Source organism: Bdellovibrio sp. HCB337 (assembly GCF_047302465.1).
Classification (GTDB): domain Bacteria; phylum Bdellovibrionota; class Bdellovibrionia; order Bdellovibrionales; family Bdellovibrionaceae; genus JACMRP01.
Genome location: NZ_CP178621.1, coordinates 589612 through 614928, shown reverse-complemented (window position 1 = coordinate 614928; position 25317 = coordinate 589612). Strand labels below are relative to the sequence as shown.

Genomic DNA, 25317 nt, shown 5'->3' with positions numbered 1-25317 from the left:
TTATTCAACAGAGCCGTGATTGCCGAGTTGGAATTTAATTTTGGCGTTTTCAATAACGACGCGTGGATCTTGATTGTGATCGTCGTCTATCACCGTTATATCACGCACGCTTTCTTTAGGTTGAATCATTGGCACCCAAAGATATTTGAAATAAATGAAGGTCAGGCCAAAAACCAAAGCCATGATGAAGCTCAAACATCCCAAAGTCAGAATATCGACTTGGGGACCCGTATTGTCTCTTCGTGCTCTTTCCAGAATTTCAAAGCGATCACGAATAGACAACTTCTGTGCCTCAACTTTAGCCAGCGTTTCGCTGAGCTCTTTATATTTTGCATATTCAAGCTCGGATTTTTTGCGCTTATCTTCCAGCATTTGCATCGCCACTGGTAAGACTTTTAGGTGTTTTCCAATACGATCCACGGATTGGCGCAGTTCGCCCAGACGGCTATTAAGTAATTTGTTTTCAAGACGAAGCGCTTCGATCCGGCCGCCGACTCCATAGAGATTGCTGCCCGCATTTTTCTCGTCACCTTTTTCTCCTTGGAGAAAGGCGATATCATTTGTGTTCTCAGCAATCTTGAGACGGGTTTCGTTGATTCGCACCATCAGCTCCGACAGATATTCTCCAACTTTTTCCCGGCTTGTCATCGAAATGAGATTCTCAGGCTGTGTTTGAAAGTGAGCTAATTCCTGAGCCAAGCCTTGAATAGTTTTGTCGACGACCTGTTTTTGTTCGGTAATAAACTTTTCGACTTCGTGGATCTCTTGCATTTCACGTTCTTTTAAGAACTCCGACGATAGTTCTAGTGTCGCATTCGTCAGAAATAAAGACAGATCTCTGGAGGGAGTCGAAAAAGAAATACGGATTTCATAATCAGATTCAAGTTTCGTCTGGGACCAAGCATCCATTTTCATAATAAAATTTAGACGACTTTCTTCATCCTTAAGTGCATCATCCAAATATTTCACTTTGATATTTTCAAATGCTTTTTGTTCTTCAACACTGAGATCTTTGCTCTTGGATCTGTCTTCAAGATGTTGCAAAAGCTTTTGATAGAACTCGCGTGTTCTTAAAACTTCTATCTGCTTGCCGATCTGCGTGTTGCCTTTTTTTCCGTCAGCCACGGATTTGGTCATGCCAAAATAAGAGGTAGAAAAAGCCTGCAAAGAACTGTTCTGCGAGTCATTCACAAGCAGACGACCCTTTGCCACGTAAGGAATCCTGAATGTATAGATAAGAATAGACACTAATAGAAAACTTAAAAATGTCCCGGCGAATAACTTACAATGTCTTTTCAAGAGCGCTAGGAAATCCTGCACTTGAAAACTTCGTTCCGCTTTGCTCTCTAGTAACTTTTCCATGACATGATATATGCCACAGTTTTAGAGGTCGAAGATAGTGAGCACAAGGCCCAAGAAGAAAGCTTATAAAGTCGGTAACACAACCGTCACCGACCAGATCTCAATTTAAATTTAACGCTTTTGATTAGCCTTCGATGCGTGGGAATGTGACGGGACGAATCACCGGACCACTCGCTTTTGCAGGTGTTCCCTTAGAAACTTTATTGTCCTCTACAAATCCTTGAGTCACTTGCTGAAGATGGTTTGCTGTTTCGCAAGCTTGTCTGAAGGCATCTCCCAATTTTTTAAGAGCTTCTTGATCTGCTTTTGGGACCTCAAATGCTTTTGTCAGATCCACTGGAACTTCTCGGCTTAGTGGTGCTTCCATATCAATTCTAGATTCTTGGAAAGCATCGACGTCCGTTTCTTTCGCAATTGCTGGCTCTGTCGAAGACTGTGCCCACTCTGGCAGACTTTCTTCGCAGAACATAAGTTGGTCTTTATTCACCTTCGCGATCATTTCGATTTCGCCCAAAGAAAGATCTACCTGAGAAGCGATCTCTTGTACGCTCATCCCTTGATGAGCCAAACGCGCCGCTTTGACATATTTAATAGTGCTTTGGCGTTCAACAATTTCACTATGAGGAATACGATCCTGGAAGATCTTTGCGACTTCGAGGCTCTTTTGCATACTCTGCTCAATCTTCTGCAATTGTTTGTCAGAGTGCTGAACTTGTTGTTGGATTTCACGAACCTTTTGCTCAAGCAGCGTCGTCAACTGTTGAACTTGAACCTCAGTGCGATCTGAAAGGTCTTCTAGAACGGCGATTTTACTTTGCAGCAGCTGCAAACCCTTGCTCAAGCGCGGATCGTCTTTTTGCGGGCGCTGAAAACGCATCCAAATCCCGACCACTCCTGCCACCAGAACCAAATTCACCAATACTTGCGCTAATACCCAAAAGCTCACAGGGCCTCCGTCGTGTTCTTATATGCATTCAGTTTAGAGGAAAAGATGGATTCGTCACAACAGACCAAGGTCTCAGTTTGAGACAAAAGTTTTGTTATGGTCCTGTTTATCTTCGAACACAAGACCAATAGACGGGGGCTACCTTTGTCTCTAAACTACACTGTGCTAATCTAAGACAAGGGGGATACATCCATGGCGCCGTCATTTTCTATCTTCAAAGGAATTTTTCTTCCTGTAGTACTATCTCTGGCATTAACTGCCTGTGGAAACGTGAAGTTCCATGCCGAAACCGAACAAAAGGTAGACGACAATACCCCAGGCTCTGTTGACGACAACGATAATGGTGGAGCTACTCCTACACCAACAGCAACGCCTCCGGGCGGTACACCAACTCCGACAGTCACTCCTCCAGGTGGCACACCGACTCCAACGGTGACTCCTCCGGGCTCTACTCCTACACCGACGCCGACTCCAGCATCTCCACGGACTGTGACATATTCTCAAGTAGTTCCTGCGAATCCTAACAAAGTAGATCTTCTGTTAGTGATCGACGATTCCGGTTCAATGAAAACCGATCAGTTGAAACTTGCAAGCAAGCTTTCGGGCTTTGCTACTCAATTGGAAAGCCAAAGCGTTCCGATGGATTGGCAAATGTGCGTGACTGTAACTCGTGATCAAAAATTAAGTGACGGCAAATACTACTGGGGTGCTTCTGTAAACTGGGAAGGCTACTCGCCTGCTGCTGGGACTCCTCGCTATGTTCTTAAAAAAGGGACGAGCGGTTTGAACGATATCTTCACGAAGACAATCAACGCAATTGGCGCGGGTGTCGCAGGTTCTGGTGACGAACGCGGTATCAAAGCAGCTTATCACCACTTCTATAATGGTGAGCCGGGCGCTGTTGGCACAAGTGGCTGTTATCGTAAAGATGCTGCTGTAGCTGTTATCGTTATCTCAGATGAAGACGAACGCAGCGTCGGTGGCGATTGTTCTCGTATCAAATCTGCTATGCGCGAAGACCCTGCAACTTGTAAGGCTTTAGAGCCTGCAGATATGCCGAATACGCTCCTGACTCAGGCAAAGAGCATGTTCGGCGCGAACGTACGCTTTACATTTAACTCGATCGTAGTAGCTGATAGCTCTTGCGAAAGCGTCCAGGACAATACCGCAGATGAAAAGGGCGAAAAAGCCCCAAGCCATCAAGGTACTAAGTATATGGAGACGTCTCGCCTAACGAACGGCGGTATCGGTAGTATCTGTGCGAGTGACTTCTCTACGAACCTAAATGTCTTTAAAGATAAGATCCTGAACTCTTTGTCTACTCTGACTTTGGAGTGTGCTCCAGTGGCAGGTACTTTAAGCGTAGCAATCGATGGGGCCTCGACAACAGACTATACGTTGTCTGGCGCCAGCTTGAAATTTAACAACGCGATTGTCGAAGGCAAACGCGTTACTATGACTTACAAGTGTAACAACTAGCACTGTTAGAAAACTGACCGACTGTCGAGTAGTTTTTCACTCGAAAAACTACTCGACACCTCAAAAAAATCCTCTCGTCAATAGCCCGTCTCAAAGTAAGAATGTGGTAATTATAAGTTTGTCTATTGTCCCTAGTGTGTTACCTTTTCTATCAGGGGGAATACCATGGCTCAGAATATTTTTAAGAGACCTCTTACAGGGGTTGTGACTTCTTTTCTCTTAATTTCGTTTCTGGCTGCCTGTGGAAATGTACGTTTTACTGCAAGTTCATCTACGGATGGAACTGGAACCACTTCAGGCACCGGAGGCAATAATCCTGGCGATGACGGTAATATCGCTGGCAACGACGGCGGTGGCCGCGACGATGGAGACGACGGTGCCATACCAGGCGGCGGCGGAACTCCAGGATCTACACCGACACCTACACCACCACCAAGTGGTCCACGTACAGTAGATTATAATCTGACAGTACCTGCCCACAAAAACCAAGTAGACTTCCTACTTGTTATCGACAACTCAGCTTCAATGATCGCCGTTCAACAAAAGATGGCGCAATCAATGACGGCTTTGGCTGCTCGTATGAATGAGCTGCAAATCGACTGGCAAATGTGCTTAACCGTTACTACTGATATGAATAAAGGTGGTACGGCAACTGGCACAGGCACTCATAATTGCCGTGGTGGATATTGCACAGGCGCTTACTCTGGCGGTTCATGGCACTGGGGGGTTTCACTCCCATGGTCTAACAACCAGACTGTTTTGACTAAGGCGGCTTTGGCTTCTAACGGTCAAATCTTTAATAACACAATTCCGCTTCTTGGCGCCGGTGACTCTGGAACTGGTGACGAGCGTGGTGTGAAAGCAGCTTACAACCACTTTGCAAACTGGAAATCTAGCGGCGCGAACAATACAACTGGTTGCTATCGCCAAGGTTCTTCAGTAGCTGTAATTCTTTTGTCTGACGAAGACGAACGCAGCGTTGCTGGTAACTGCTCTCGTGTAAATACAGCTTTGGGCGATAAAGAGATTCCTGCTTGCCGTAACTACAATGATGGCAGCATCCGTGTTTTGGAATTCCAAGACATGCCTTCGAATCTAGTCTCTCAAGCAAACTCAGTGTTCGGAGATACAGCTCGCTTCACTTTTAACTCGATCATCTCGGAATCTGAAGCTTGTACTAAGCAATTAAACGAAAACGCTAGCTTCATTAAAGACGGCGTTCCTTACTACTCTCCACACTACACTGGTACAGTGTACGCGGAAGCTTCACGCTTAACGAATGGTAAGGTAGCAAGCCTCTGTTCTCAAGACTTGCAGCTGAACCTGTTCAGCGATGTTGTTGTGAACAAGCTTGATAAGTTGTCATTGGAGTGTGAGCCTGTAGCTGGATCACTAAAAGTGGACATCGGCGGTGCTCCAACCAATTCCTTCTCAGTCAGCGGTGCGGTTGTAACTTTCAACCCTGCTTTGAGCCAAGGACAAGTAGTTCACTTGAACTACAAATGTAGTCAGTAATTTAAAATAACGGATTATTATTAACTTAACTGAGCCATACAAGAAGCCATCCTCTGGATGGCTTCTTTCATTTGCCCTTCAGAGCAAGCGAAGCTCAAACGCAAATACCCATCACAACCGCACTCAGAACCCGGCACTGTCGCAACATAGTACTCGTTCAATAAGATATCCGCGAAGTCTTTAGAGCCATGGATCTTCGTTCCTTTGTATGTCTTTCCATACAAGGACTTCATATCCACCCAAAGGTAGAAAGCACCTTGGGGCTCGATCACGCGCAATTGCGGGACCTTTTTAAACTCTTCCATCGCAGCAATTTTTCTTTGGATCAAAGTTTTAACGACAGCTTCAATATCGGGCTCTGTATGCTTCAGCGCTGCTACAGCCGCGTACTGAGAAATGCTCGACGGTGATCCCGTCGACTGGCTCTGATAATCGCCCATCGCCGTAATAAGCTTCTCTGGACCCACAGCCCAGCCAATGCGCCACCCGGTCATCGAGTAAGCCTTAGAACCCCCATTTACAAGCACTACGCGGTCTTTCAACTCAGGAGCTACATGCAAAATATGTGGAGCCACTTTAGAGCCGTCAAACATCAGGCGATTGTACATATCATCAGAAATCACCATCACATGAGGATGGCGGTTTAAAACTTGCGCCAAAGCTTTCAACTCTTCATGCGTATAGACAAGTCCTGTCGGATTGCTCGGAGAGCAGAACAGAAAAACGCGTGTTTTTGGAGTAATCGCTTTTTCAAGTTTCTCAGGGGTCATTTTGAAATGATCCGCTTCACCACAATCGACGACAACAGGAACACCGTCTGCAAGCTCTACCATTGTTGGATAGCTTACCCAGTACGGAGAATTGATGATCACTTCATCGCCAGGACTGCACAGCATTTGCAGAGCCCCAAAGATAATAAACTTAGCACCCGAAGCAACAGTGACATTCTTAACACCGTATTCAAGACCGATTTCGTGTTTGATTTTGTCTGCGACTGCTTGGCGAAGTTCCGCAGTCCCGTTAGCAGGCGTGTATTTTGTGATGCCCTTTTCGATGGCCTCTTGGCCCGCTCTGGCAGCCACTGGGAAAGTTGGCCAATCAGGCTCACCCACCGTCAAAGAGATGACCGGATGTCCTTTAGCTTGAAGCTCTTTCGCTTTAGCCACCAAGAAAAGAGTTGGAGAGGTTTTTAAGTTCTGAGCTCTTTTAGATAAAATCATTTGGACCTCTTCATTTTTTTGGTCAGGGCATCCGCCACAACATCTGTCACGAGACCTTGCAAAGAACCACCGTGCTGAGCCACCTCTTTCACTCCGCGCGAAGAAATGAAGTAGTACTTCGGATCCGCGAAGACCAAGAGTGTTTCAATACTCGGAGCCAGCATCTTGTTCATATTGGCCATGGTGAGCTCGTATTCAAAATCCACAACCGCACGCAATCCGCGCACGATCACTTGTGAGTTCACAGTTTTCATGTAGTCCGTCGTAAGCCCCTCGTGAATATCCACGCGCACATTTTTAAGATGCGACAGACTTCTTTCGATAAGTTCTTTTCGTTCCTGAGGTGTGAACAAAGATGCCTTGTTCGGAGATTGCGAAATCAAGACCACGGTCTCTTCATAGAGATGCGAAATTCTTTGGATAATATCGACGTGGCCAAGAGTGATGGGATCAAAACTGCCGGGATAAACTGCGACCTTACTCATGGCTTTCTTTATCTCGTTTTTTCGAGAAGAAAGAAAGGATTTTGTCGCCAAACTCGCGATGGTCGTAACGCTCTAGATCGCCGTACAAATCCTCCATACGCTCGCGTCGTTCCGACTCAATCGTCAATAGAGTGTGAGCTCCAAAGGCCTGACTAAGGCTTGCATGCTCCATGACTGCGTGGGCCATTTTTTCTGTAAATGGCGGGTCCGCAAAAATGATATCAAACGGTTCGTCGTTGTACTTTTTCAGATAGGTTAAGACGTCCGCATTGATGATTTTGTAATCGACGGCCGGGATTTTTAGTTTTGCCAGGTTCTTTTTCAAGATTTCCAAGGACTTGGGGTGCTTTTCCACAAAAGTCACTTCGCGGGCCCCACGGGACAGAGCTTCGATCCCAAGATTTCCAGTTCCGGCAAACAAATCCAAAACTTTGGTTCCTTCAAGCTCAAACATCAATTTATTAAACAAAGTTTCTTTCACACGGTCTGTTGTGGGACGAATGTGATCCGCTTTGAATTCTACCAACGGATGCCCTTTGTATTTGCCAGAAATAATTCTCATTTCACCAAGTCCTCAGCCACACTCACAATCGAGAAAATATCTTCAAAGGGTTTAGGAATAAACAAGTCCGCACCCATTTGCACTGCGGTTTCCATATTGTGCTCTCCGGAAAACGCCGAAATTAAAATCACTTTGCCGTTGTGCTGAGAACCCATCTCAGCCAATACTTGAGGGCCCGTCATCTTTGGCATAAGCACATCCAAAAAAACCAAATCAGGCTTTTGTTCGCGCCACATCGTCAGACCCTGCAAACCATCTTCGGCTTCCAAAATCTCGTGCCCCCGGCTTTTCAGCGCTCGGCCCAAGGATCTCCGCACAAGAGGTTCATCATCGACAACTAAGATTTTCATTTCGCCATCTCTCTAATCGGAAGATTGATGTAAAACACGGTGCCTTTTCCCATCTCGGAATCAAAGCGAATTTCGCCACCAAATCGTTCCACAATGGATCTCGACATACTTAAACCAAGCCCGGTGCCAAGTCCTTCTTTTTTTGTGGTAAAAAAGGCTTCGAATATTTTATTTTGAATATCTTTGGGAATCCCTGCCCCGGTATCCCTGACGCTCAGTTCAACAAAGCGTGGGTGTTGTGACGAAATAACGGCACTCACCGTCAAAGTCCCCGGGTCCTTCATCGCTTGGCAGGCGTTGTTCACCAAATTGAAAACCACCTGTTGCAGCAAATGCGGCTCGACTTCCACCAAAGCCTCGCGAGACTTCAGATTTAGTTGGAAGCGATGAGAGCGTAGCGCTGTCTTCAGCATTGGTAGCGTCTTTTCCACGATTTCATCCACAGAAATCAGAACCTGAGGTTGACTGTCGTTCTGCGAAAACTCCAAAAGATTTTTAATAATTTTCTGCGAGCGAAGCGCGGCCTTTTCAATTTCTTGCAAGTCTGAATGCAAAGATTCCCCTTTCGGAGCTTCTTGCAAAAGTACTTGTGCCAAGGATCTCAATCCTGTTAGGGGATTGTTCAGCTCGTGGGCGATGTGGCCCGCAAGTTTTCCGATGGCACCCATTTTCTCGCTTTGCAGAACCTTTAAGTACAACTCACGAGATTCCGTAATATCGACGTACTGGTTCACGACATTCGTAGAACGGCTGCCACTTTCAATCACAACTGGGTAACTGTAAACTTGGTACGTGCGAGATCCCACTTGGATCTGCCCACTTTCAGATGTTTTATCTTTCAGCGCTTGAGAAACTGGACAACCAGGGCAAATATCGGTTCTTCCCGCAAAACGCTCATGACATCTTTGTCCAACCAGTTGTTCAGAAAACTTTTTATTAGAGCGTACGACTTCGTAATCCACATCGACAATGGCGATAGGATCTTTCATGCTGTCGAAAGTTTTTTCCCAACGGTATGAAAAAATAGAAAGTCTATTTTCTAAAAGTACACGGTCCAGAGCCATACTCAAGGGGCCTAAGCGGTCATTGATATATTCTAAGAAGAACGCTAGTTCTTTATCCGCCAAAGAACTTTCAAAACATAAAATTGCTTCGGCTTTTCCTTCGTCCAACTGGCGAATCAACTTCAATTCCAAAGGGAACATCAGGGTTTTAATAAACGGACGCCCATAGTGATTTGCAAAACTCTTCACCAAGCCCGGGTGATTTGCATGATACTTGTCCGGAAACTCAATATCGATCGCGCTTTCAGACTGAGTGAACTGTCCACCATGAAAGCTCATCAAAGAAGTTTTTGAACCTCCGAAACGGAAAGCCAAAATCGGATCACCTAATTTATGAAATTTACGCAATTCTCGACGCAAAACCTGCAGAATGTCTTCGAAGGAACCTTGCGCAGCCAATTCTTTGATAAAACGGATCAGCAATCGTTCGCGGCTAAGCTTTTCGCTTTCTTCTGTATGAGAAATCTCGATATGCAAAGTCCGCTCTTCAACGATTTCTTCCAAGCTATTGGTAAGTCCTTCAAGCTCGCGGTTCTGGCGCGAAGACTCTCTCAACAACTGAGATTGTTGCGAACGTTGCAGATGCTTTTCCAAAGCCCCGTTCAAAAATCCTTGAAAGGTTTTTATATCCAGCTCTTGAGGAATAATTCTTAGCACTTGGCCGCGATTAATGCCTTCGCGGATCACACGCTCGCTCATTTCTTCAGAGCGAAAGATACGACTTGAAAAGGCTTGATGAATTTTTGCAAGATACAGCAAATCCAGAGCGACGTTCTCTTCCATATCAGAAGAGACCAAAACCACCGAGAAACGGCCGGTTTGCAAAAGGCGCTCTGCTTGAATGGCGGACTGAGCCTCGGCCCAATCCACCTTCATGCTCAAGCCTAAGCCACGGTATTCCTGCGGCAAAGGCTCTTTCGAAATCCACAAAATAGGATGAGCATCACTCTTTAAAGTTTGATTCATGAGCTTTAATGCTATCTTCAAGCATATAAACGCTCAAGATTCTTTGCAGCTTTTCATGGACCTCTAAGGTCCACTGCGCCACTTCTTCCTGACTTCCTGCCGGAATACGTGCCTTTTCAGTTTGATACCACTTCACAATAGGCGCTACCGAAGGCATAACACGCGCCACAGCTGCGATGACCTCGTCTGCTCGGTCTAACAACGGCGCCATCACTTCCAGACCTTTGTCGGGGATCTGGCGGATGTTCTGCCGAGCAAGATCATTGACCTCGTAAATTTTCGAAATGGCCTGACAGAACTGAAGGTTGTCCGTCACCGGGAAGTTACCGCTCAAGTACAATGCTTGAACCAAGTTCCAAGTAAAGAGTTCTTGGGGATCTTCTTGTGGAACTTGGTAGCTTTCTAAACCTGAACTGCGCTGAATGAGTTCTGCGGGCGCTTTGCCTTGCAAAACCTGATGCATATATGCACCCAGCTCTTCCGAAACCACGTCCTCGGGGAAACTGGCTTTGTAAATAAAGCTGTGGGTCGCTTTTGGACCGGTCTCCCAGAAATTCACGGAATCAAAACTAATATTTAAGCACGGTGTATTGGTTAAACCTGCCATATGCATCGGAGCACTATCACAGCCCACGAGCATTTGCGCGCTTTTCAAAAGATGGAAAACTTCTCTGAGCTGAGTTTGCCCAATCAAGTTAATGATACGACCACGACTAACACCAGCTTCGATCGCTTCGCCCAAATTTCTTTCGTTGGCTGCGCCGATCATCACTACAGGTGTTTCAAGATTATGATCAAAGAAGTTTTTTAGAACACGCGCCCACTTAAAAGGTGGCAGAGATTTTTTAGCTTCGGATGCGCCGATATGAGCCAATATAAATTTCTCGGGCAATCCGAAGTCACGGCCATCCACTTGTGGCGGATCCCAGTCGGAATCAACATAGTCATAGCCCAACATCGAAATAAATAGATCCGTCAAATGGACACGGTTATACCCAGTCACTCCGGCCTGAGCATAAAAATAGGCACTGACTTCATCTGGAATTCCCAAGAACCCGTCCGAGTGACGAGTATAACCAGTCACTCGAGTCTTCGGACCGGTAATCGCATGGGTCAGATAACTGGAAGCCGGAGAGAATGTATAGTTAATCACCCAGTCATACTCTTCCGCTTTTAGAGCGTCGACAAAGGTTCCAAGACGCTTCATCGCATCTTCTAAATCCAGCGTCGGCTGAATAAGAGGCTCCAAAAAGAATTTGGTCGGCATTTGAAGATGATGGTCTACGACTTTGAGGCCTTCTGTCGCTGCGCCAAACTTCGAGCGTGTTAAGAAATGCAACTCGCAATTCGGATGCATTCTTTTAATGGCGCGCAAAGCGGGCCACGTCATGTAGATGTCGCCAAGTCTAGCGAGTTGAAGCACTAGAATTTTCATGACTTCCCTGTTCTTTAACGAGTTCTGTAAGTAGTTTTAATTTTTCTGTCTCTTCATTGTAGCCCTGAGTTTTCAAAACCTCTTTATAGGCCTTTTCAAGACGCTTCAGCGCCACTGTCAGGTAACTTTCTAGTTCGTTGTTCATTGGAGGCTCCCTTAACTGCTTGATGACGTCGATTGAGTTCTTCGACGATCATCGTCTTTTTTTGAATAACTTGTTCAAATTGATTCTTTTGCGCCAGTGATAGGCATTGGATGGTCCAACCCATCAAATCCCCGATCTCTGTTCTTAAAACATTTAAATCCGGATTTTTCTGGCTAAATTGTAGCCATTCGGTTCTTTCTAAATTCAATAACATGCGTGCCGATTCAAAAACCGGCTCTACATCCAAGCTCTCTCCACAAAGATGAGACCGCTGTGAACATGGACTAGAATGAGGGCAAGGACCACAAGCCACTCTTGGTTGCAAAATGACCGCATTGTTAGAGTAGGCTCCTACCTGTAACGGCTGGCTACTGCCCAAAGACAGCTCTAATATTGGAACGTCATAAAGTGCCGCCAAGTGTTTTACACTTGTGTCGCCTGTCACCAGCAAAGCCGCGTCCTGCAAGGCTTTTGCGGCATTGTTGAAATCGCAAATATAAAGATCTTTTTCGTCAAAAACCGTGCTGAGCTGTGCTTTCTCAAATGGCGCACCCAAAACTTTGACTTGATAGCCGGTCTCTTGCTGTAACCGCTCTGCCAGAGCTTTGTATTTCTGTAAGCTCCAGTTCTTTTTCACGTCACTTGTTAAAGGCTGTATAAGGATCGTCTTCAGAAGGTGCGGGCGTTTCCATTTAATCGAGGGTTGCTGCAGAGGAATCTCCAAAGCACGCGCTAAGAGTTCCGTATAGTGAAAGCCCGTCGCTTCAGGTCTGCCAAAGTAGTTATTGAAAAATTGAATCCACGGATTTGTCAGGCCATAAAATTGACCTTGAACGGAATAGATGCCAACTTTATTGGAAGAATTGATCATTCCCGCCAAGTGCGCCGTTAAGCGATTGTGAGTAAAGTTGTAAACTGTTTCGTAAGTGTTCTTATTAATATCATCAACCAAACTTTTCAGCTGATGGTAGCCCCAAAGGATATTGTATTCTTTTTCGCCGCAGCTTTTTTGTAAAGACTCGCGATCAAAATAAATAAAACGATCCACTAAGCCTTCGAAAAGAAACTCTACTTGCGAAAACTGCTTGTTGATCAGCAAATGAATTTCACTTTGAGGATGCTTTTTACGCAAACCCTCAATCAGGGGTTTTTGCAAAATCAAATCCCCCAATCTTAAAAGTGAAATCCCCAAAATCATCATTTCAGCAGTTCTCTCAAGGTTTCAAAATAACCACGGTTTTCTTTTGCAACTTGGCTGTCAGAATTCACGATGATGTCCGTCGCCTCTTTGATAGACAGTGGCTTTTCAGTTTGTTGTAAAGACGACAATGTTCCTTCGTCGATCTCAACTCCAAGATTTGCGAATTGTTTTGCAATTGCATAAACAGAGCGGCCTGTGAGGTTCTTCCACAAAGAATAGAATAGGTCTTCTTGGGCCCCCCAAGAACTTCTCATGAAATAAACCGGCAAAGACTTCATAATGATGTTCTCAAAAGCATCAGAAGCAAGAAGCGCATCAAGACTTTGGAAACAAGAATAGTTCTCGACCTGAGATTGAATCTGCTTCTTATAGATAGGCAACAACTGGTCACGCACTTCAATCACGTGAATTTTCAAATACGGATGAGCTTCTTTCAAAGCTTTCAAATGAAAGCCGGCGCCCAAACCTAAGAGAACGATCTCGTTAGAGATTGTCACGTTTTGTTGTGCGACCCACTTTTCAGCTTCTTCAATTGGATTTTCAAAGCTGCACAAAGCTTTTTGGTCTTCTAACGGAATCAAATATCCTTCACTGTTTTCAGAAAATGAAATGATGCTCATAATTTATGCTTTCTTGATGTTTTTTAGTTTCTCGCGCAAAGAGGCCACTTCTTGATTTGCCGGATTCCACAAAAGCACGCGTTCACACTCAAGCTTGGCTTCTGCAATTTGGCTTGTGCTGCAATAAAGGTTGATCAGCACCAAAGATAGATCTTCGTCAAACTCGACGCGGCCTAGATAATCTTGAAGGACGGCAATTCCTTGCTCCTGGCGGCTGTCACGCAGACCCCAATTTGCAAGAAGCAGAACTGCAGTTCTGTTTGCTGGGTTGATATCCACAGCAGTTTCCAGATTTGCCCATGCAAGCTCTTGATCTCCGAACTGAGCATGCACCATCGCAAGTCCTACCCAAGCTTTGTCATTCTTAGAATTGGCTTCTACGGCTTGGCGGAAACAATAAAGTGACTTGTCATAATCTTGTCGTTGCACTTCAAGTGTCCCGAAGTTAACAAGCAATGTGTCTGACTGTGGATTTAGGGTATAAGCCTTATTGTAATACTCCTCTGCACCTTCGAAGTCTCCTTGGCGCACAAGAATATTTCCCATGTTTTTATAAATATCAAAAATAGCTTCGTTCTCTTCTGTTAACAGAGACAACGCTTCGAAGTATTGGCGAAGTGCCTCTTCGTCACGACCGAGCTTGTAGTAAAGAGTCGCAAGCTTCTGAACTTGATCGAAGCTGCACTCTACACGTACGGCTGCATTACGTACTTTAAGTGCTTCATCAAAGCGTTGAGTTTTCTCGAGGCAGTCTGCCAATAAGTTAATGACAGCCATATTTTTCGAGTTGCGATTAGACGCCGTACGCAGAAGATTCAAAGCCAGGGAATATTCCTGATGCTTCATCAATACGCGAGCGTTTGCGAGGAGAGTCGCCGACTTTTCATCGAGAGAGTCTTGAACCTCTTGCTTTCGAGCGAGTTCCGTTTCGCGATCAAACTCGCGAAGCGCAGCTTGACGGTCAAAATAAATCTCGGGTTTAACTGGATCTACATTCGAAAGATTTTCAGGACCGGTCGTAAGGTCACTGGACTTTTGAAGGTTGTGTAATTCTAACATCGGCGTTCCTTCTCCTTAAAGGGACGAGTTCTTCGTCCTCCCTTTTAGAAAAGCAACCATGGTGCCAATGCTATTTTATATGTAACACTTGAATAAGTTCGATCTGGCACCCGCATGAGCCATGAGTTTGACTCTTCTTCGGGGGCCAGACGTCATGAATTTGACTAAGCTTCTTCGTCCAGACGTTTATTGAAGGTCGGACTTTTATAACCGCCGACTGCTTTACGAACTCGACGCACATCCTGAAGTTCGCGAATAATATTCGATTTTGCAGCCTCAATGCAGGCAAGCACTTCAAGGTCTTGCTCAATAATGCGGCTAACATATTCGTCTTTGATGGCCATAGCAGACTTAACCTGACGGCGCTCTTCAGCACTGCACTGGTTCATGTCTTCGATTTCCGAATTCGCGGCTTCTAACTGGCTATCAATGTATTTAAGGATTTCTAAAATTCTCTCGCGAGTGTTGTAGAAATTCTCGAGGCCTTCGAAGTGACCCATCGAGAAATTTACAAGTTCGCTTTCGTTTAGAGAGTAGAACTTTTCCAAATAGTGATTTTTTTCTTCTAACAAGCTGATGATTCTCAACATGGGCTCTCCTATTTCTTTGCGTCCGCTTCGTCTTTTTTAATCTTCTCGATGGCTTGAACCCATCCTTCATACAGATTTTCTAGAACCTTCAGTGAAGCACGAAGAGGTTCTGGATCTCCTGAGATGTTAGCTTTCGTGAATTGCTCCATAATAAACATGTAGAGCTGCTCGAGGTTCCTCGCAATATCGCCCCCAACTTTGTGGTCCAGCGTATTGTTAAGTTCCATAATAATGTCAAAGGCCTTACCGATATTCCATCCGCGTTCAGCGATGTTTTTCTCTTCAGCTGCTTTGATTGCTGTTTTAGTAAAACGAATAGCTCCCTCATAGAGCATCAACAGCAACTTCTCTTTGCTGGCACTCTGAATTGATGTGTTTTTGTACTTCTGATAGGCGTTCTTCATAATTCTCCTCTAAGCCTCCACTTCCGTGTTCAGTTTCAATTCAATTATCCCGCAGGCTTAGCCAACGATGCGCCCATTGCTTGCACTGAACCCATTTGCTGATTCAGTTTGGACATCTTCGACTCTAAGTCTGCGAATTTCTTTCTTAAACTATCTTCCTTCTGCACAAGCTGACGTTCTTTGTTGTCGATCCGCTTGTTGATCTGGTCGATCTTATCCTGCATCCCTTTTTTACGGTTGCCGATAGGACCAAACTGACCGTTCACTAGATTCGTGACCGCCGTCTTGACCGTCACCACGAAACCAGTTTTAAAACCATCGCCTCTGAAAAATTCGGCAACACCCGCTGGGTTTGCTGCCAAAACTTTATTAAATTTGTCCTGTTTAAAATCCAAAGTACCGTTACGGTTGAACTCGATACCCAATTCATTCAAACGACGAATCGGAGTCTCTACACCGTACTGAGGATTCAAGATCACGTTACGTAATGAACTCTCGACGGTTCTGAGGAGGCCATCACCACCCAAAGGACCCATCGTTGGAGTTTTACCATTATTGTTATTGAGCTTGTGTTGCTGCTGAACGAAACCCAATGCCGCATTGTAGGCGTCCACGAAGCTCTTAATCTTTCCACTGATGACTTCAAGATTTTCTTTGACGTTGATACGGATGCCACGGCCAGGTGCCGCTTGTCTTAAATCCAACGTCACGCCAGGGAAAAGATCGGTCACTTTATTTTCAGGCAATTCGATTTCGAACCCGTCGACTTTTACTTTCGCATTTTGTGCGGGTTTGGATTCATCGAAATACATATCCTGGTCCCCGTCCAACATGTAAATCTTCGGGAACTCGATCTGATTGTTTTCACCGGTTCCAAGACCAGCTACTAACAGGCGATATGGATTGTCTTTGTCTTTACGATCTTCAATAACTGAAGCTCTTAAACCAAGATTCTGAGAATTGATCTGATCAGCAACACCATTCAAAGTAGAGTTGCTGCCGTTGATGTAGACTTCTTTAACTCCGTCAGCTGTTTGGAATTTGATATAACCAACACCCAACTGTGCTTTGTCTTTGTCTGGAAATCCGTTAGAGATCGCCGCAGGTTTTTGTGCAAGCTGAATAACTTCGATATTGTAGTCACCGGGAACTGCGAAGTTAGGATCTAAAGTTCCTTCGACGATGTTTGGATCACCGCTCGTTAATTTTTTATCGACAAAACCTTTTGTACTAGTGAGTTCACCCAGAGATTTTGTGATGTCATTGACTTTGGTTTCGAGGTCGCTTACGAGTTTGAGCTTGTCCTCGTTTTTGGCTTTCGTATTTTCCATATTCTTCACAGGAATGCGTTCCGCTTCCATAATCTGCTCGACTATGTTCGGCGGTAAACCTGAAGCCATTCCGGTGATACGAATCCCAGCCACTTGAGAGTCCTCCTGACTCACGTGTTAGAAACCATCCTAGTTTCTAAATCAGAGCTGTTCTGATACTTTTATTCTCGCAGAAGTTTAATAAAACAGTGAGTCAATCAAATGACCTGGACAAAGCTCGAATCGGCCTGGAAAGCCCTATTTTGCGCGGGTTTTTTGACACTAGTCTCGACCTTCGAAAAGAAGTACCAGGCTCTGATCGAGCTTTTGCAGATAAGATCTTTTATATGGATTTAGGCGACCATTGGTCGTGGAATGTTAGAAATCTTGTAAGTTAGAAAAGAAGAGCGAAGGTTCAGAATTTTTTATTTCAAAGGCCAAATTCTATGAATTATAGTCCTGCGACCAGCAAAAGAGCCACCATTCTCAGATTAAAGATGATCCGAAAAAGTGGCTCCGTACTTTTTTAACTAGCGCGAAGTCAAGTTACCAGCAACTGCGCCACCAGCGCCAAGAGCTGCAACGACAGCAACAGCTGGAATTCCGATAGCAGTTCCCATCGCAGCGATGCCAATACCACCAATGGTAAGGCCTACGACAGCACCAAGGATGCCACCAGCAAACGCACCTTTAACACCCTTCTTTTTAGACTGAGTGCGGGGTTTTCTGGTTGTGGTTTTTTTCTTAATTGTTTTGCGCGCCATAAATAGCCTCCCTTAGGTATCGTGCGATTATATGCGGGCGCTACAGTTTTGAAAGAGGAGTCATGAATCTTTGAAATAATGGTCTAACTGTCCAGAACCCTGACACTACACTTTGTAATGTGTGGCTCGAATGGTCGTCACAAAATTGCTTTATTTAAAATCAAGAAATCAGTGTAAACACGCGCACTTGAGGCTCTTAGTGATTAGATGCTATAGCAAGAATTCGGCGCACCAATAAAGTAATTCGACACTTATCGAATTGAAATTGACATGCCTATTTAGTTCGATTAATATCGAATTAAATAGAGAGGCAGCCATGTTTAATTCAGAGGTATTTAAAAGTAAGACAAAAGAACTTCAGGCTATTATGAAAATAGCGCTTCGGGGCAAATTAGATGAGAAAATTGAAATTAAAATTATCGATGAATTTTCAGAAATCTACTTAACAATGACAGACAAATACTCTGATGGGGTCCAATCCGGTAAGAACTTGCCTGCTCTACAAAGGTTTGCGGAATCTCCAGAGGGAGAACGTGTTTATCTAGCTCTCTTAGATCTTTTGGAACGAATGGAACTTGATTTCTCTCAAAAGTTTGCAATGGATTTAAAGCATGACTTAGAAAAAGAAATAGAAATTGGTAAGATTAAATTATCTTTTCTAGACGGCATCCGCCGAAGATTGCACTTTGCCAGGGTTAACTAATGAAAGCTTTAATGATGCTTAAAGCACTTGCAGATGAGTCTCGATTAGAAATTTTTAAGCTTCTACTAGATCGAGATGCTTACATTGAAGTTATCTCCGAGCGATTAAAGTTATCCCCGTCTACTGTTTCATTTCACGTAAAAAAACTTTGTGATGCTGGCTTAGTCACCTCACGAAGGGAACAGTATTACACGATATATTCTGCAATACCTAGCGTCGCCGATCTTCGAGTAAAGGATATGGTATTAGGTTTTGCTTCAACTATCCATGAGCAAGATAAAATCGAACTCGCTTATAAAGAAAAAGTATTAAAGAGCTTTTTTAAATATGGCCGTCTGGTAAAAATTCCGGTTCAAAAAAAGAAGCGTCAATGGGTTATGGAGAAGATTGCCAATAACTTTTCACCAAATAAAAGTTATTCAATGACTGCGGCAACGAAGTTACTCTCCGAAATTTTCGAGGATGCTGGGCTGCTGTTAAAAGAACTACAGTCTTGTGGCTGTTTGGATATTAGTAATGGTGTCATCCAAAGGAAGTAGAACCTAAAGCACCAGAAAATTAGCCGATCTCATTCAAAGAAGGCACTGACTAAAAGGTTGGTGCCTTTTTCTTTTTCCAACACCATTTTCTGGCGCAAAAAAACAAGACATTCAAAGTCCTGCTTTCGAAGCAAATTTGGAGATATTGGCGAGTGGCTTTGGGCTCTTACAAAAGGGGGCTTCAAGCGGCGCCTGGATGGCGCGAACCACGCCAAAGGCGTGGCGCTTGCGAAGGCCCGGAAGGCCGACCCCCGACGGGAAGAGCCCAAAGCCACTCGCCAATATCTCCAAATCCTTGTTTAGAAAAAAGGTAGGCGCAAAGACCGAGGGTCATTGCTAGCTAGAAATTACTAAGCTGTTTTTTTAAGAAGTTGGCCCTTGCTCGGCTCAGTGGCCGATGGAAGAGTCCAGAGATCTGCCTCAGGAATACGGCGAATGACATTGCCGTTGAGGTCTTTCACTATCGCGAATCTTTTCGCTTCATTCACACTTAACTCGACCGTCCAGTTATGATCTTTCACTCCCGGAAGATTTCGTAAATGCTCGAGGGCCTTTTGCAACTGCTCGTCCGTCATCGGTTCGCGCTGTTGCTGCTCACCACCGCCTGCCTGTTGACCGTTGGCATCGCGGTCTGCCGAAGATGAATCCGACTTGATCGCCCGCTCAGTTTTCTCTGCGGGACGCAAGGGACTCGTTGGCAACATGTTTCCTAAAAGACCTTTGATATTCATCAACCTACTTATCGGCTCTCACTGAAATTGTTTAAATTTCGAGCAAAAAACCAGTCCTAAGTACCCAGGAGAGTCCAGTATGAACCCTCCTGATAGGTTGGCACCGAGGGGATTATGGAGAAAACCCCCTCTTTTAATTAATTACCTAAAAATTATCCAAGAAGTTTCAAAGCAAGTTGTGGAACTTGATTTGCTTGTCCAAGAACACTTGTATTTGCATTCAGCAAGATACTGTTTCTTGTCATCTCGGAAGTCGCAGCAGCTACGTCTGTATCACGGATACGAGAGTTTGCAGCTGAGATGTTTTCGTGCATTACACCCAAGTTGTCGGCAGTAGATTGCAAGCGATTTTGAATCGCACCGAGACTTGCGCGGAATCCGTTTACTTTGAATTGAGCATCATCCAACTGAGCAAGAGCTTCTTGAGCGCCTTCTTTAGTTGTGAAATCGATACCGTCTACACCCAATTCGTCGATAGATGCATTTGTCATTGAAGCGTCGTACTGAATACGATCTTCAGAATCTACGTTGTTAATACCTACTTGGAAATCAAATGTATTACCAGAACCATTCAAAAGCTGAGTATTACCGAAACGAGTTGTTTGAGCGATACGTTGCATTTCTGCTTTAAGTTGTTGAACCTCTTTGTCAGTGAAACCACGCTCACGATCACCTACGGTGTCAGAAGCTGCCTGGATGCCCAACTCACGGATACGAGTCAAGATAGCGCTCACTTCGTTCAAACCACCTTCTGCAGTTTGTACCATCGAGATACCATCGTTGGCGTTACGTTGAGCTTGAACCATACTACGGCCTTGAGATTTTAAATTTTCACTGATTGCTAAACCTGCAGCATCATCTGCTGATTTAGTGATACGAGAACCTGAAGCCAATTGAGCCATGCTCTTTTGGATTTCGCGCTGACCATTACTCATTGTTCTCTGCGCGTTGATAGAAGCTACGTTTGTCGAAATTCTGATTCCCATCTGGGACCTCCATTTTTATCGGCGGCCTTATACCTATTTAGACCGCCAGTTTGTACACGTTGGTGACTTCACTTCTTCTTTGCTTGGCCTGCTAGCGATGAACTCTTGGCAGTCACTCCGTAAGTTCTTCTCAGCCCAGCTCAGTCGAGGTGTCGTCGTTGCTGTTGACATACCTTTCGGCGAGGTCGTGAAAGGCTTTAGTCGCGTCCAGCGAAACTAGACTATCGTCGGATGTGAACTGGACCTTCATCCTGAAAAAACAGACTCTTCGGCTAGGTTTTCAGGATCAAGGTCCAGGAAAAAAGTCGAGGCGACGTGGGTCCCGTCGAGTTTGAACAGGACTATATGATGAGCGATCTTAGTCTTGGCAGATAAACGTCTTGGTCGAGCTGTGTTTTTACACTCTGGTCACTCTCTGAGAGAGCTGTTAGAACTTGAGAGTGACACTGAAAACCACTCTCTTTCTTTATATTGGATTTTTCTTAGTGGGCTGTTCCGTCTTTAGCGGTACAAAGTCTGCGAGTAAAAGAAATCCCAGCGCCGCTCTTACAAGACCACTAGGTCTGACCGTCGTCGATGTAACCCCCGAGCAAAAGGCGATCTCGCTGAAGGTAAAGTTCAATTGCTTAAAAGACGACGGCGGAGAACCCCACAAAATTAGAAGCTTTAAATATAAGATCAAAGTCACCGAAGGCGAAAAAGAGATCGCAAGTGAAGGCACACAAAGAACGTGGCTTGAACCCAACGTCAGCGTGCTGAATTTAAAATATCCTAAAAGCCGTAATATTAATTTTAAGAGTCTCGAGATCTCGAGCCATACCTGGATTCGATCTTTTTCAGAATTGCAGCTCAGCGAGCCTGTCACGCTGAGCTTAAGCGAATGTAAAGCGCTAGAGCCTTATTAAGATTGAGCTGCCTGTTGTTTACGGCGCTCATTGCGCGCTTTGTAGTATTCTTTCGTAGCAACATATAAAGTGCGATCAACCACCGACACAGTCTCGCCAGAACGATCAATCCAATTCGTCGCCTTTTTGAATTCGTACTTCCCGTTTTCTTGGGTGATACGTTTGATGTCGGCTATCTCAGCTTCAGTATATTCAAACTCTGCTATGAGTTTTCCTTTACCCGGTTTTTTAAATTGGATGCAGGCAGATTTATCCCAGGCGACATAGTCCTTACCCAGAATATTAATGAGCATCACCATATACATCGGGTCGGTCGCAGCAAACATGCTGCCGCCGAAGATCGTGCCGACATAATTGCGTGTCCAAATATTCAGTTTTAAGCGGACTCTGACCTGATGCCAATCCCCGGAAATAAATAGAACCTTCCCGCCTGTTCCAAAGAACATTGGGTAGAGATTAATTCCATATCGGAAAATGCGGGTTTTCCAGCTTTCTTGTTTCACGTGGGCCTCTATTGCCAAATACCTTCACTCAACCATAAGCCATCGACAAGGCTGACATCGGTCTTAGAATAATTGGAAATATTTAGATTTTTCATAAAACCATAAACCAAAAGTAAATTCGTTATTTCAGTTGCAGAGTATGGATCATTGATTTGCGCATCGGTCATCCCGGCTCTTTTATCCATCGCTGCCTGAATGTTTTTTTGAGAAAGATCGACGCCCTCGACAACTTGACGGGGAACCGACTTACTAAGAACGCCGCCAATACCAAAGATTCTAGCATTCACAAGTTTTGTACGGAGATTTTCTGGTACCGAGTTTTTTACTTCGCCGTCGATGTACGCCAAAGCTTTTTTAACATCATTTTTTTTCAGGGGATTTGGCGATTCTACTTTCGCGAGGTCCTTCTTCTGTATTTTTGCAATCACATGATTCTTGAAACTAACCGATGCCAAGTTGCCATAATAAATTACCGGCTCTGACTTTTCGTCTAAGGCCATCATCTGCTGACTGCCACCGCCAATATCCCATACAACGAGGTCTGTAGGAGCAACGCGCTCTTTGACGACGACCGCATTGAAGCCCAACATCGCTTCCTCATTTTGCGAGATTATACGCACAGGGATTCCCAGTTTTTCACGGATTGATTTTGCAAATGCTTCGCCATTTTTAGCCTGGCGGAAAGCAGCCGTTGCGATTCCCGTAAATTTACGGGCACCTTTAGCACGCGCTTGCATTTTTAAAGCTTCTAAAGCGGTTAACCCGTCTTTTTGTATTTTCTCAGTAAAAACACCTTCGGGATTTTTCTCAAGAGCATCGCGGTAGTCCACCTTTACTTGTTCTTCAAGAACCACCTTTTGTATCATCTGAGTACAGGTATTGATTTCAGCGACTTTCATTTTGGTAGAGCCGGAGCCTACGTCGAAGGCGGCTCGAATCTCGGGTCCACACTTCGGTGTGCTCTGACAAGCCCCTAATAATAAAAAAACAAGCGGTGCAAAGATTTTTAATAGACGCATAGCTGTTACCTCGAAGTTATTTACATCTTAGGATGCAAACAGAGGCTTGTCCATGCAGACAATAAAAAAACCCCGAAAGACTTGCGTCTCCCGGGGTGGGCTTAAGAGTAGTTTTTGTGGGCGACTACTCGTAAATATGTGAACTCCATTCCCGCTGGAGTCCCTTTAAAATTAAAGTTATCTCAAGAGTCCATGTAATATTCGAAACATTACCTAGACTCCTCAAACAAGTTTTGAGGCATGGTGGATCCGTGAACAGTATCTTTCACAGACCCACCTTGATATCACTGAATCAATTAGCTCAGTGAAAATTTATTATAAGAGTTTCAATGCAACCGCTGGTGTTTGGTTGGCTTGAGCCAAAACTCCCACCGCTGCTTGTTGCAGGATATTGGCAGACGTCATTTCCGAAGTTTCCTTCGCTACGTCTGTGTCACGGATACGAGAGTTCGCAGCCGTTAAGTTTTCATACTGGATATCCAAGTTGGCTACTGTTGAATCCAGACGACTTTGTACCGCACCGAAGTTTGCTCGCAGACTACTCACTTTTACGAGAGCGTCGTCGACGGTTTTAAGAGCCGTACGAGCATCACCTTTTGTACCTACTTCAAGTCCATCAATTCCCAGTTCAGATGCTGTTGCATCCGCACCTAGATCGTATTTAATAATGTTTTCATCACCGGCGAAGGCGCCCACTTGGAACTCCATCTCACCGCCAGATCCGTCCAAGAGTCGTTTATCACCAAACACTGTGGTTCTAGCGATACGATCGGCTTCTTGTACGAGTTGTGTTGCCTCTAGGTTCAGGAATCCGCGCTCACGCTCACCGATATGGTCAGAAGCAGCTTGTACTCCTAACTCACGCAAGCGGATCAAGATATTACTGACCTCGTTCAATCCACCCTCAGACACTTGAATTGCTGAAGTTGCATTGAAGGCATTGTTTCTTGCCTGACCGATACCACGGATCTGACCGCGGATATTCTCGGAAATCGCGAGACCGGCAGCATCGTCAGATGCTTTTACGATACGCGATCCTGAAGCAAGAGCGGCTGTTGCATGTTCAGCTCTTTTTTGCTGAATAGACAACACCCTTTGTGCAGAGATAGACGCCATATTGGTCTGAATTCTTAAGCCCATGTAATCCTCCTTAGGATATAAGCCAACGCGGTTCCGACCCACCGAAGCTCGCATTGGGGTTCTAAAATCTAAAAATTTAAAAATGCCTAAAACTTTTTTTAGATTGGAGCGGGCCCACGCTCACACTTGGGGTGACTGTCCCTTGTGTGAGGTGAGCTATCCGCCTAAGGAGGGATTCATTCGAGTGACTGCTAGAATGAAGGTCCAGAGGTTTCTTTGCTCCAACGTGTACGCAATACTTCTCGGCCTTGGTCCAGGAAACTTTAGGGCTAAGGTCCAGGAATTCTACGGCGCAGCGCGTCTTGTGTTGGAAACCACTGGATAATGCAAACAAAAATTTTTTTATTATTTTAAGGACTTAGGTCCAGTCCGACCTGGACTAAAGGTTGAATCAAAGGAGTGAGGCGACCGACGATGGCTGTTGTCGGCCGCCTCGGTTGCACTTAGGCAATCAGTCTTAACATAGTTTCATTGGTTGTATTGGCTTGCGAGAGTACCGACGCTTGATACTGTTGCAGAATCTGACCTCGACGAACGTCAGAGATCGCTTGCGCAACGTCGGTGTCGGCCATGCGTGAGTGAGCTGAAGTTAAATTCTCGATACCCACTTGCAAGTTATTCGCAGCACTGTCCATGCGTGATTGGATGGCGCCGTACTTCGCACGAGCCGCCGAAACCTTCATCATGGCATCATCAATTTCTTTTAAGTTACTACGAGCATCACTCTTGGATTCGATGGTTCCGCCATCAACACCAAGCTCAGTGGCCGTCGTATCTGTGTCTGATGTATAACGAATAATACTATCGTCCCCGGCACTCGTGCCTACTTGGAACTCATAGTCTCGCGAGCGACCATTCAAGAGCGCTGTCGTTCCGAAGGTCGTCGTCTTAGCGATACGATCCAACTCTTCAGCGAGCTGGGTGTATTCATAGTTGAGGTATTCACGCTCTTTATCAGAATACGTGTCGCTGGCCGCTTGTACGGCAAGTTCGCGCAATCGAATTAAGATGTTATTCTGTTCGTTAAGAGCACCTTCAGCGACCTGAATAAAGCTGGTCGCATTGTCGGCGTTGTTCAACGCCGCCTTCTGGCCTCTCACTTGTCCACGGATTTGTTCGGCGATCGCCGCGCCGGCGGCATCTGCGCCTGGCGAGCTAAAGCGGGTTCCTGACGCCAAATCCTTCATGGCCTTTTCGGTGGATCTCTGGGTCGTGCCCAAATACCGTTGTGCCATCAAAGACGCCGTCACCGGTGTCACACGTAACATAGAAGCAACCTCCCCTTCCCGAGTTGTCTCGCCCAGAGACATTTTG

The 25317-nt window shown here is 45.1% G+C and carries 27 protein-coding genes; 5 read left to right on the top strand and 22 right to left on the bottom strand.

The window, feature by feature from the left end; translation table 11 throughout:
* Positions 1 to 1362 (bottom strand): hypothetical protein, encoded by a 1362-nt coding sequence (locus tag ACLWBB_RS03000; protein WP_413290077.1) that lies wholly within the window; start codon positions 1360 to 1362, stop codon positions 1 to 3.
* A 124-nt stretch (positions 1363 to 1486) separates the two neighbouring features.
* Entirely contained in the window at positions 1487 to 2308 is an 822-nt protein-coding gene (locus ACLWBB_RS02995) for a DUF2802 domain-containing protein (protein WP_413290076.1), read from the bottom strand.
* 192 nt (positions 2309 to 2500) lie between these two features.
* Here ACLWBB_RS02995 and ACLWBB_RS02990 point away from each other — a divergent pair, with 192 nt between their 5' ends.
* Entirely contained in the window at positions 2501 to 3787 is a 1287-nt protein-coding gene (locus ACLWBB_RS02990) for a hypothetical protein (RefSeq protein WP_413290075.1), read from the top strand.
* 165 nt (positions 3788 to 3952) lie between these two features.
* Positions 3953 to 5302: a hypothetical protein gene (locus tag ACLWBB_RS02985; RefSeq protein ID WP_413290074.1), complete on the top strand. Its 1350-nt coding sequence runs from the start codon at positions 3953 to 3955 to the stop codon at positions 5300 to 5302.
* A 20-nt stretch (positions 5303 to 5322) separates the two neighbouring features.
* Here ACLWBB_RS02985 and ACLWBB_RS02980 read toward each other — a convergent pair whose 3' ends face one another.
* The 14 genes from ACLWBB_RS02980 to ACLWBB_RS02915 all read right to left on the bottom strand — a co-directional run bounded on the left by ACLWBB_RS02980 (position 5323) and on the right by ACLWBB_RS02915 (position 17477).
* Entirely contained in the window at positions 5323 to 6522 is a 1200-nt protein-coding gene (locus ACLWBB_RS02980; protein WP_413290073.1) for a pyridoxal phosphate-dependent aminotransferase, read from the bottom strand.
* Positions 6519 to 7007, bottom strand: coding sequence for a pantetheine-phosphate adenylyltransferase (gene coaD / locus ACLWBB_RS02975; RefSeq protein ID WP_413290072.1), 489 nt, complete (start codon positions 7005 to 7007; stop codon positions 6519 to 6521). Before coaD ends, ACLWBB_RS02980 begins: the two co-directional genes overlap by 4 nt.
* Complete coding sequence (gene rsmD, locus ACLWBB_RS02970; RefSeq protein WP_413290071.1) at positions 7000 to 7569, bottom strand: 16S rRNA (guanine(966)-N(2))-methyltransferase RsmD; 570 nt, start codon at positions 7567 to 7569, stop codon at positions 7000 to 7002. The genes coaD and rsmD overlap by 8 nt, the downstream gene beginning before the upstream one ends.
* On the bottom strand, positions 7566 to 7919 hold the full coding sequence (locus ACLWBB_RS02965; RefSeq protein WP_413290070.1) for a response regulator: 354 nt from the start codon (positions 7917 to 7919) through the stop codon (positions 7566 to 7568). The genes rsmD and ACLWBB_RS02965 overlap by 4 nt, the downstream gene beginning before the upstream one ends.
* Positions 7916 to 9949 (bottom strand): ATP-binding protein, encoded by a 2034-nt coding sequence (locus ACLWBB_RS02960; RefSeq protein WP_413290069.1) that lies wholly within the window; start codon positions 9947 to 9949, stop codon positions 7916 to 7918. The genes ACLWBB_RS02965 and ACLWBB_RS02960 overlap by 4 nt, the downstream gene beginning before the upstream one ends.
* Positions 9927 to 11384 carry a glycosyltransferase family 9 protein gene (locus ACLWBB_RS02955; protein ID WP_413290068.1) on the bottom strand — a complete coding sequence of 486 codons (1458 nt, stop codon included), beginning with the start codon at positions 11382 to 11384 and terminating at the stop codon, positions 9927 to 9929. The genes ACLWBB_RS02960 and ACLWBB_RS02955 overlap by 23 nt, the downstream gene beginning before the upstream one ends.
* Positions 11356 to 11529 carry a hypothetical protein gene (locus ACLWBB_RS02950; protein WP_413290067.1) on the bottom strand — a complete coding sequence of 58 codons (174 nt, stop codon included), beginning with the start codon at positions 11527 to 11529 and terminating at the stop codon, positions 11356 to 11358. Before ACLWBB_RS02950 ends, ACLWBB_RS02955 begins: the two co-directional genes overlap by 29 nt.
* On the bottom strand, positions 11480 to 12730 hold the full coding sequence (locus tag ACLWBB_RS02945; protein ID WP_413290066.1) for a glycosyltransferase family 9 protein: 1251 nt from the start codon (positions 12728 to 12730) through the stop codon (positions 11480 to 11482). The genes ACLWBB_RS02950 and ACLWBB_RS02945 overlap by 50 nt, the downstream gene beginning before the upstream one ends.
* Entirely contained in the window at positions 12727 to 13350 is a 624-nt protein-coding gene (locus ACLWBB_RS02940) for a hypothetical protein (RefSeq protein WP_413290065.1), read from the bottom strand. The genes ACLWBB_RS02945 and ACLWBB_RS02940 overlap by 4 nt, the downstream gene beginning before the upstream one ends.
* 3 nt (positions 13351 to 13353) lie before the next feature.
* Entirely contained in the window at positions 13354 to 14409 is a 1056-nt protein-coding gene (locus ACLWBB_RS02935; protein ID WP_413290064.1) for a tetratricopeptide repeat protein, read from the bottom strand.
* 164 nt (positions 14410 to 14573) lie between these two features.
* Positions 14574 to 14999 (bottom strand): hypothetical protein, encoded by a 426-nt coding sequence (locus tag ACLWBB_RS02930; protein WP_413290063.1) that lies wholly within the window; start codon positions 14997 to 14999, stop codon positions 14574 to 14576.
* An 8-nt stretch (positions 15000 to 15007) separates the two neighbouring features.
* Complete coding sequence (gene fliS, locus ACLWBB_RS02925) at positions 15008 to 15403, bottom strand: flagellar export chaperone FliS (protein ID WP_413290062.1); 396 nt, start codon at positions 15401 to 15403, stop codon at positions 15008 to 15010.
* A 44-nt stretch (positions 15404 to 15447) separates the two neighbouring features.
* Positions 15448 to 16827, bottom strand: coding sequence for a flagellar filament capping protein FliD (gene fliD / locus ACLWBB_RS02920; RefSeq protein ID WP_413290061.1), 1380 nt, complete (start codon positions 16825 to 16827; stop codon positions 15448 to 15450).
* A 416-nt stretch (positions 16828 to 17243) separates the two neighbouring features.
* Positions 17244 to 17477: a hypothetical protein gene (locus ACLWBB_RS02915; protein WP_413290060.1), complete on the bottom strand. Its 234-nt coding sequence runs from the start codon at positions 17475 to 17477 to the stop codon at positions 17244 to 17246.
* A gap of 316 nt (positions 17478 to 17793) precedes the next feature.
* Between ACLWBB_RS02915 and ACLWBB_RS02910 the strand changes: the two genes are divergently transcribed.
* Positions 17794 to 18180 (top strand): hypothetical protein, encoded by a 387-nt coding sequence (locus tag ACLWBB_RS02910; RefSeq protein ID WP_413290059.1) that lies wholly within the window; start codon positions 17794 to 17796, stop codon positions 18178 to 18180.
* Positions 18180 to 18719 (top strand): ArsR/SmtB family transcription factor, encoded by a 540-nt coding sequence (locus tag ACLWBB_RS02905; RefSeq protein WP_413290058.1) that lies wholly within the window; start codon positions 18180 to 18182, stop codon positions 18717 to 18719. Before ACLWBB_RS02910 ends, ACLWBB_RS02905 begins: the two co-directional genes overlap by 1 nt.
* A gap of 350 nt (positions 18720 to 19069) precedes the next feature.
* Here the strand turns inward: ACLWBB_RS02905 and ACLWBB_RS02900 are convergent, their stop codons facing one another.
* Both ACLWBB_RS02900 and ACLWBB_RS02895 read right to left on the bottom strand, forming a co-directional pair.
* Entirely contained in the window at positions 19070 to 19450 is a 381-nt protein-coding gene (locus ACLWBB_RS02900; protein WP_413290057.1) for a hypothetical protein, read from the bottom strand.
* Positions 19451 to 19602: 152 nt separating this feature from the next.
* On the bottom strand, positions 19603 to 20436 hold the full coding sequence (locus ACLWBB_RS02895; RefSeq protein WP_413290056.1) for a flagellin: 834 nt from the start codon (positions 20434 to 20436) through the stop codon (positions 19603 to 19605).
* 440 nt (positions 20437 to 20876) lie between these two features.
* Between ACLWBB_RS02895 and ACLWBB_RS02890 the strand changes: the two genes are divergently transcribed.
* On the top strand, positions 20877 to 21341 hold the full coding sequence (locus tag ACLWBB_RS02890; protein WP_413290055.1) for a hypothetical protein: 465 nt from the start codon (positions 20877 to 20879) through the stop codon (positions 21339 to 21341).
* Here the strand turns inward: ACLWBB_RS02890 and ACLWBB_RS02885 are convergent.
* The 4 genes from ACLWBB_RS02885 to ACLWBB_RS02870 form a co-directional block, all read right to left on the bottom strand.
* Positions 21338 to 21844: a DUF4442 domain-containing protein gene (locus ACLWBB_RS02885; RefSeq protein ID WP_413290054.1), complete on the bottom strand. Its 507-nt coding sequence runs from the start codon at positions 21842 to 21844 to the stop codon at positions 21338 to 21340. The genes ACLWBB_RS02890 and ACLWBB_RS02885 overlap by 4 nt on opposite strands.
* Positions 21845 to 21852: 8 nt before the next feature.
* Positions 21853 to 22863 (bottom strand): Ppx/GppA phosphatase family protein, encoded by a 1011-nt coding sequence (locus ACLWBB_RS02880; protein ID WP_413290053.1) that lies wholly within the window; start codon positions 22861 to 22863, stop codon positions 21853 to 21855.
* 315 nt (positions 22864 to 23178) lie between these two features.
* Positions 23179 to 24003, bottom strand: a complete 825-nt coding sequence (locus ACLWBB_RS02875) for a flagellin (protein WP_413290052.1) — start codon at positions 24001 to 24003, stop codon at positions 23179 to 23181.
* A 443-nt stretch (positions 24004 to 24446) separates the two neighbouring features.
* Complete coding sequence (locus tag ACLWBB_RS02870) at positions 24447 to 25271, bottom strand: flagellin (protein WP_413290051.1); 825 nt, start codon at positions 25269 to 25271, stop codon at positions 24447 to 24449.
* Positions 25272 to 25317 lie beyond the last annotated feature (46 nt).

Excerpts from the sequence above, each read along its gene's own strand:
- ACLWBB_RS02960 (WP_413290069.1), bottom strand. The coding sequence starts at position 9,949 with ATGAATCAAACTTTAAAGAGTGATGCTCATCCTATTTTGTGGATTTCG.
- ACLWBB_RS02895 (WP_413290056.1), bottom strand. The coding sequence starts at position 20,436 with ATGGGAATCAGAATTTCGACAAACGTAGCTTCTATCAACGCGCAGAGA.
- ACLWBB_RS02875 (WP_413290052.1), bottom strand. The coding sequence starts at position 24,003 with ATGGGCTTAAGAATTCAGACCAATATGGCGTCTATCTCTGCACAAAGG.
- ACLWBB_RS02950 (WP_413290067.1), bottom strand. The coding sequence starts at position 11,529 with ATGAACAACGAACTAGAAAGTTACCTGACAGTGGCGCTGAAGCGTCTT.
- ACLWBB_RS02990 (WP_413290075.1), top strand. The coding sequence starts at position 2,501 with ATGGCGCCGTCATTTTCTATCTTCAAAGGAATTTTTCTTCCTGTAGTA.
- ACLWBB_RS02930 (WP_413290063.1), bottom strand. The coding sequence starts at position 14,999 with ATGTTGAGAATCATCAGCTTGTTAGAAGAAAAAAATCACTATTTGGAA.
- ACLWBB_RS02980 (WP_413290073.1), bottom strand. The coding sequence starts at position 6,522 with ATGATTTTATCTAAAAGAGCTCAGAACTTAAAAACCTCTCCAACTCTT.
- ACLWBB_RS02905 (WP_413290058.1), top strand. The coding sequence starts at position 18,180 with ATGAAAGCTTTAATGATGCTTAAAGCACTTGCAGATGAGTCTCGATTA.
- ACLWBB_RS02910 (WP_413290059.1), top strand. The coding sequence starts at position 17,794 with ATGTTTAATTCAGAGGTATTTAAAAGTAAGACAAAAGAACTTCAGGCT.
- ACLWBB_RS02945 (WP_413290066.1), bottom strand. The coding sequence starts at position 12,730 with ATGATGATTTTGGGGATTTCACTTTTAAGATTGGGGGATTTGATTTTG.
- ACLWBB_RS02935 (WP_413290064.1), bottom strand. The coding sequence starts at position 14,409 with ATGTTAGAATTACACAACCTTCAAAAGTCCAGTGACCTTACGACCGGT.
- ACLWBB_RS03000 (WP_413290077.1), bottom strand. The coding sequence starts at position 1,362 with ATGGAAAAGTTACTAGAGAGCAAAGCGGAACGAAGTTTTCAAGTGCAG.
- ACLWBB_RS02940 (WP_413290065.1), bottom strand. The coding sequence starts at position 13,350 with ATGAGCATCATTTCATTTTCTGAAAACAGTGAAGGATATTTGATTCCG.
- ACLWBB_RS02965 (WP_413290070.1), bottom strand. The coding sequence starts at position 7,919 with ATGAAAATCTTAGTTGTCGATGATGAACCTCTTGTGCGGAGATCCTTG.
- ACLWBB_RS02870 (WP_413290051.1), bottom strand. The coding sequence starts at position 25,271 with ATGTTACGTGTGACACCGGTGACGGCGTCTTTGATGGCACAACGGTAT.
- ACLWBB_RS02955 (WP_413290068.1), bottom strand. The coding sequence starts at position 11,384 with ATGAAAATTCTAGTGCTTCAACTCGCTAGACTTGGCGACATCTACATG.
- ACLWBB_RS02880 (WP_413290053.1), bottom strand. The coding sequence starts at position 22,863 with ATGCGTCTATTAAAAATCTTTGCACCGCTTGTTTTTTTATTATTAGGG.
- rsmD (WP_413290071.1), bottom strand. The coding sequence starts at position 7,569 with ATGAGAATTATTTCTGGCAAATACAAAGGGCATCCGTTGGTAGAATTC.
- ACLWBB_RS02900 (WP_413290057.1), bottom strand. The coding sequence starts at position 19,450 with ATGAATATCAAAGGTCTTTTAGGAAACATGTTGCCAACGAGTCCCTTG.
- ACLWBB_RS02985 (WP_413290074.1), top strand. The coding sequence starts at position 3,953 with ATGGCTCAGAATATTTTTAAGAGACCTCTTACAGGGGTTGTGACTTCT.
- coaD (WP_413290072.1), bottom strand. The coding sequence starts at position 7,007 with ATGAGTAAGGTCGCAGTTTATCCCGGCAGTTTTGATCCCATCACTCTT.
- ACLWBB_RS02915 (WP_413290060.1), bottom strand. The coding sequence starts at position 17,477 with ATGGCGCGCAAAACAATTAAGAAAAAAACCACAACCAGAAAACCCCGC.
- fliS (WP_413290062.1), bottom strand. The coding sequence starts at position 15,403 with ATGAAGAACGCCTATCAGAAGTACAAAAACACATCAATTCAGAGTGCC.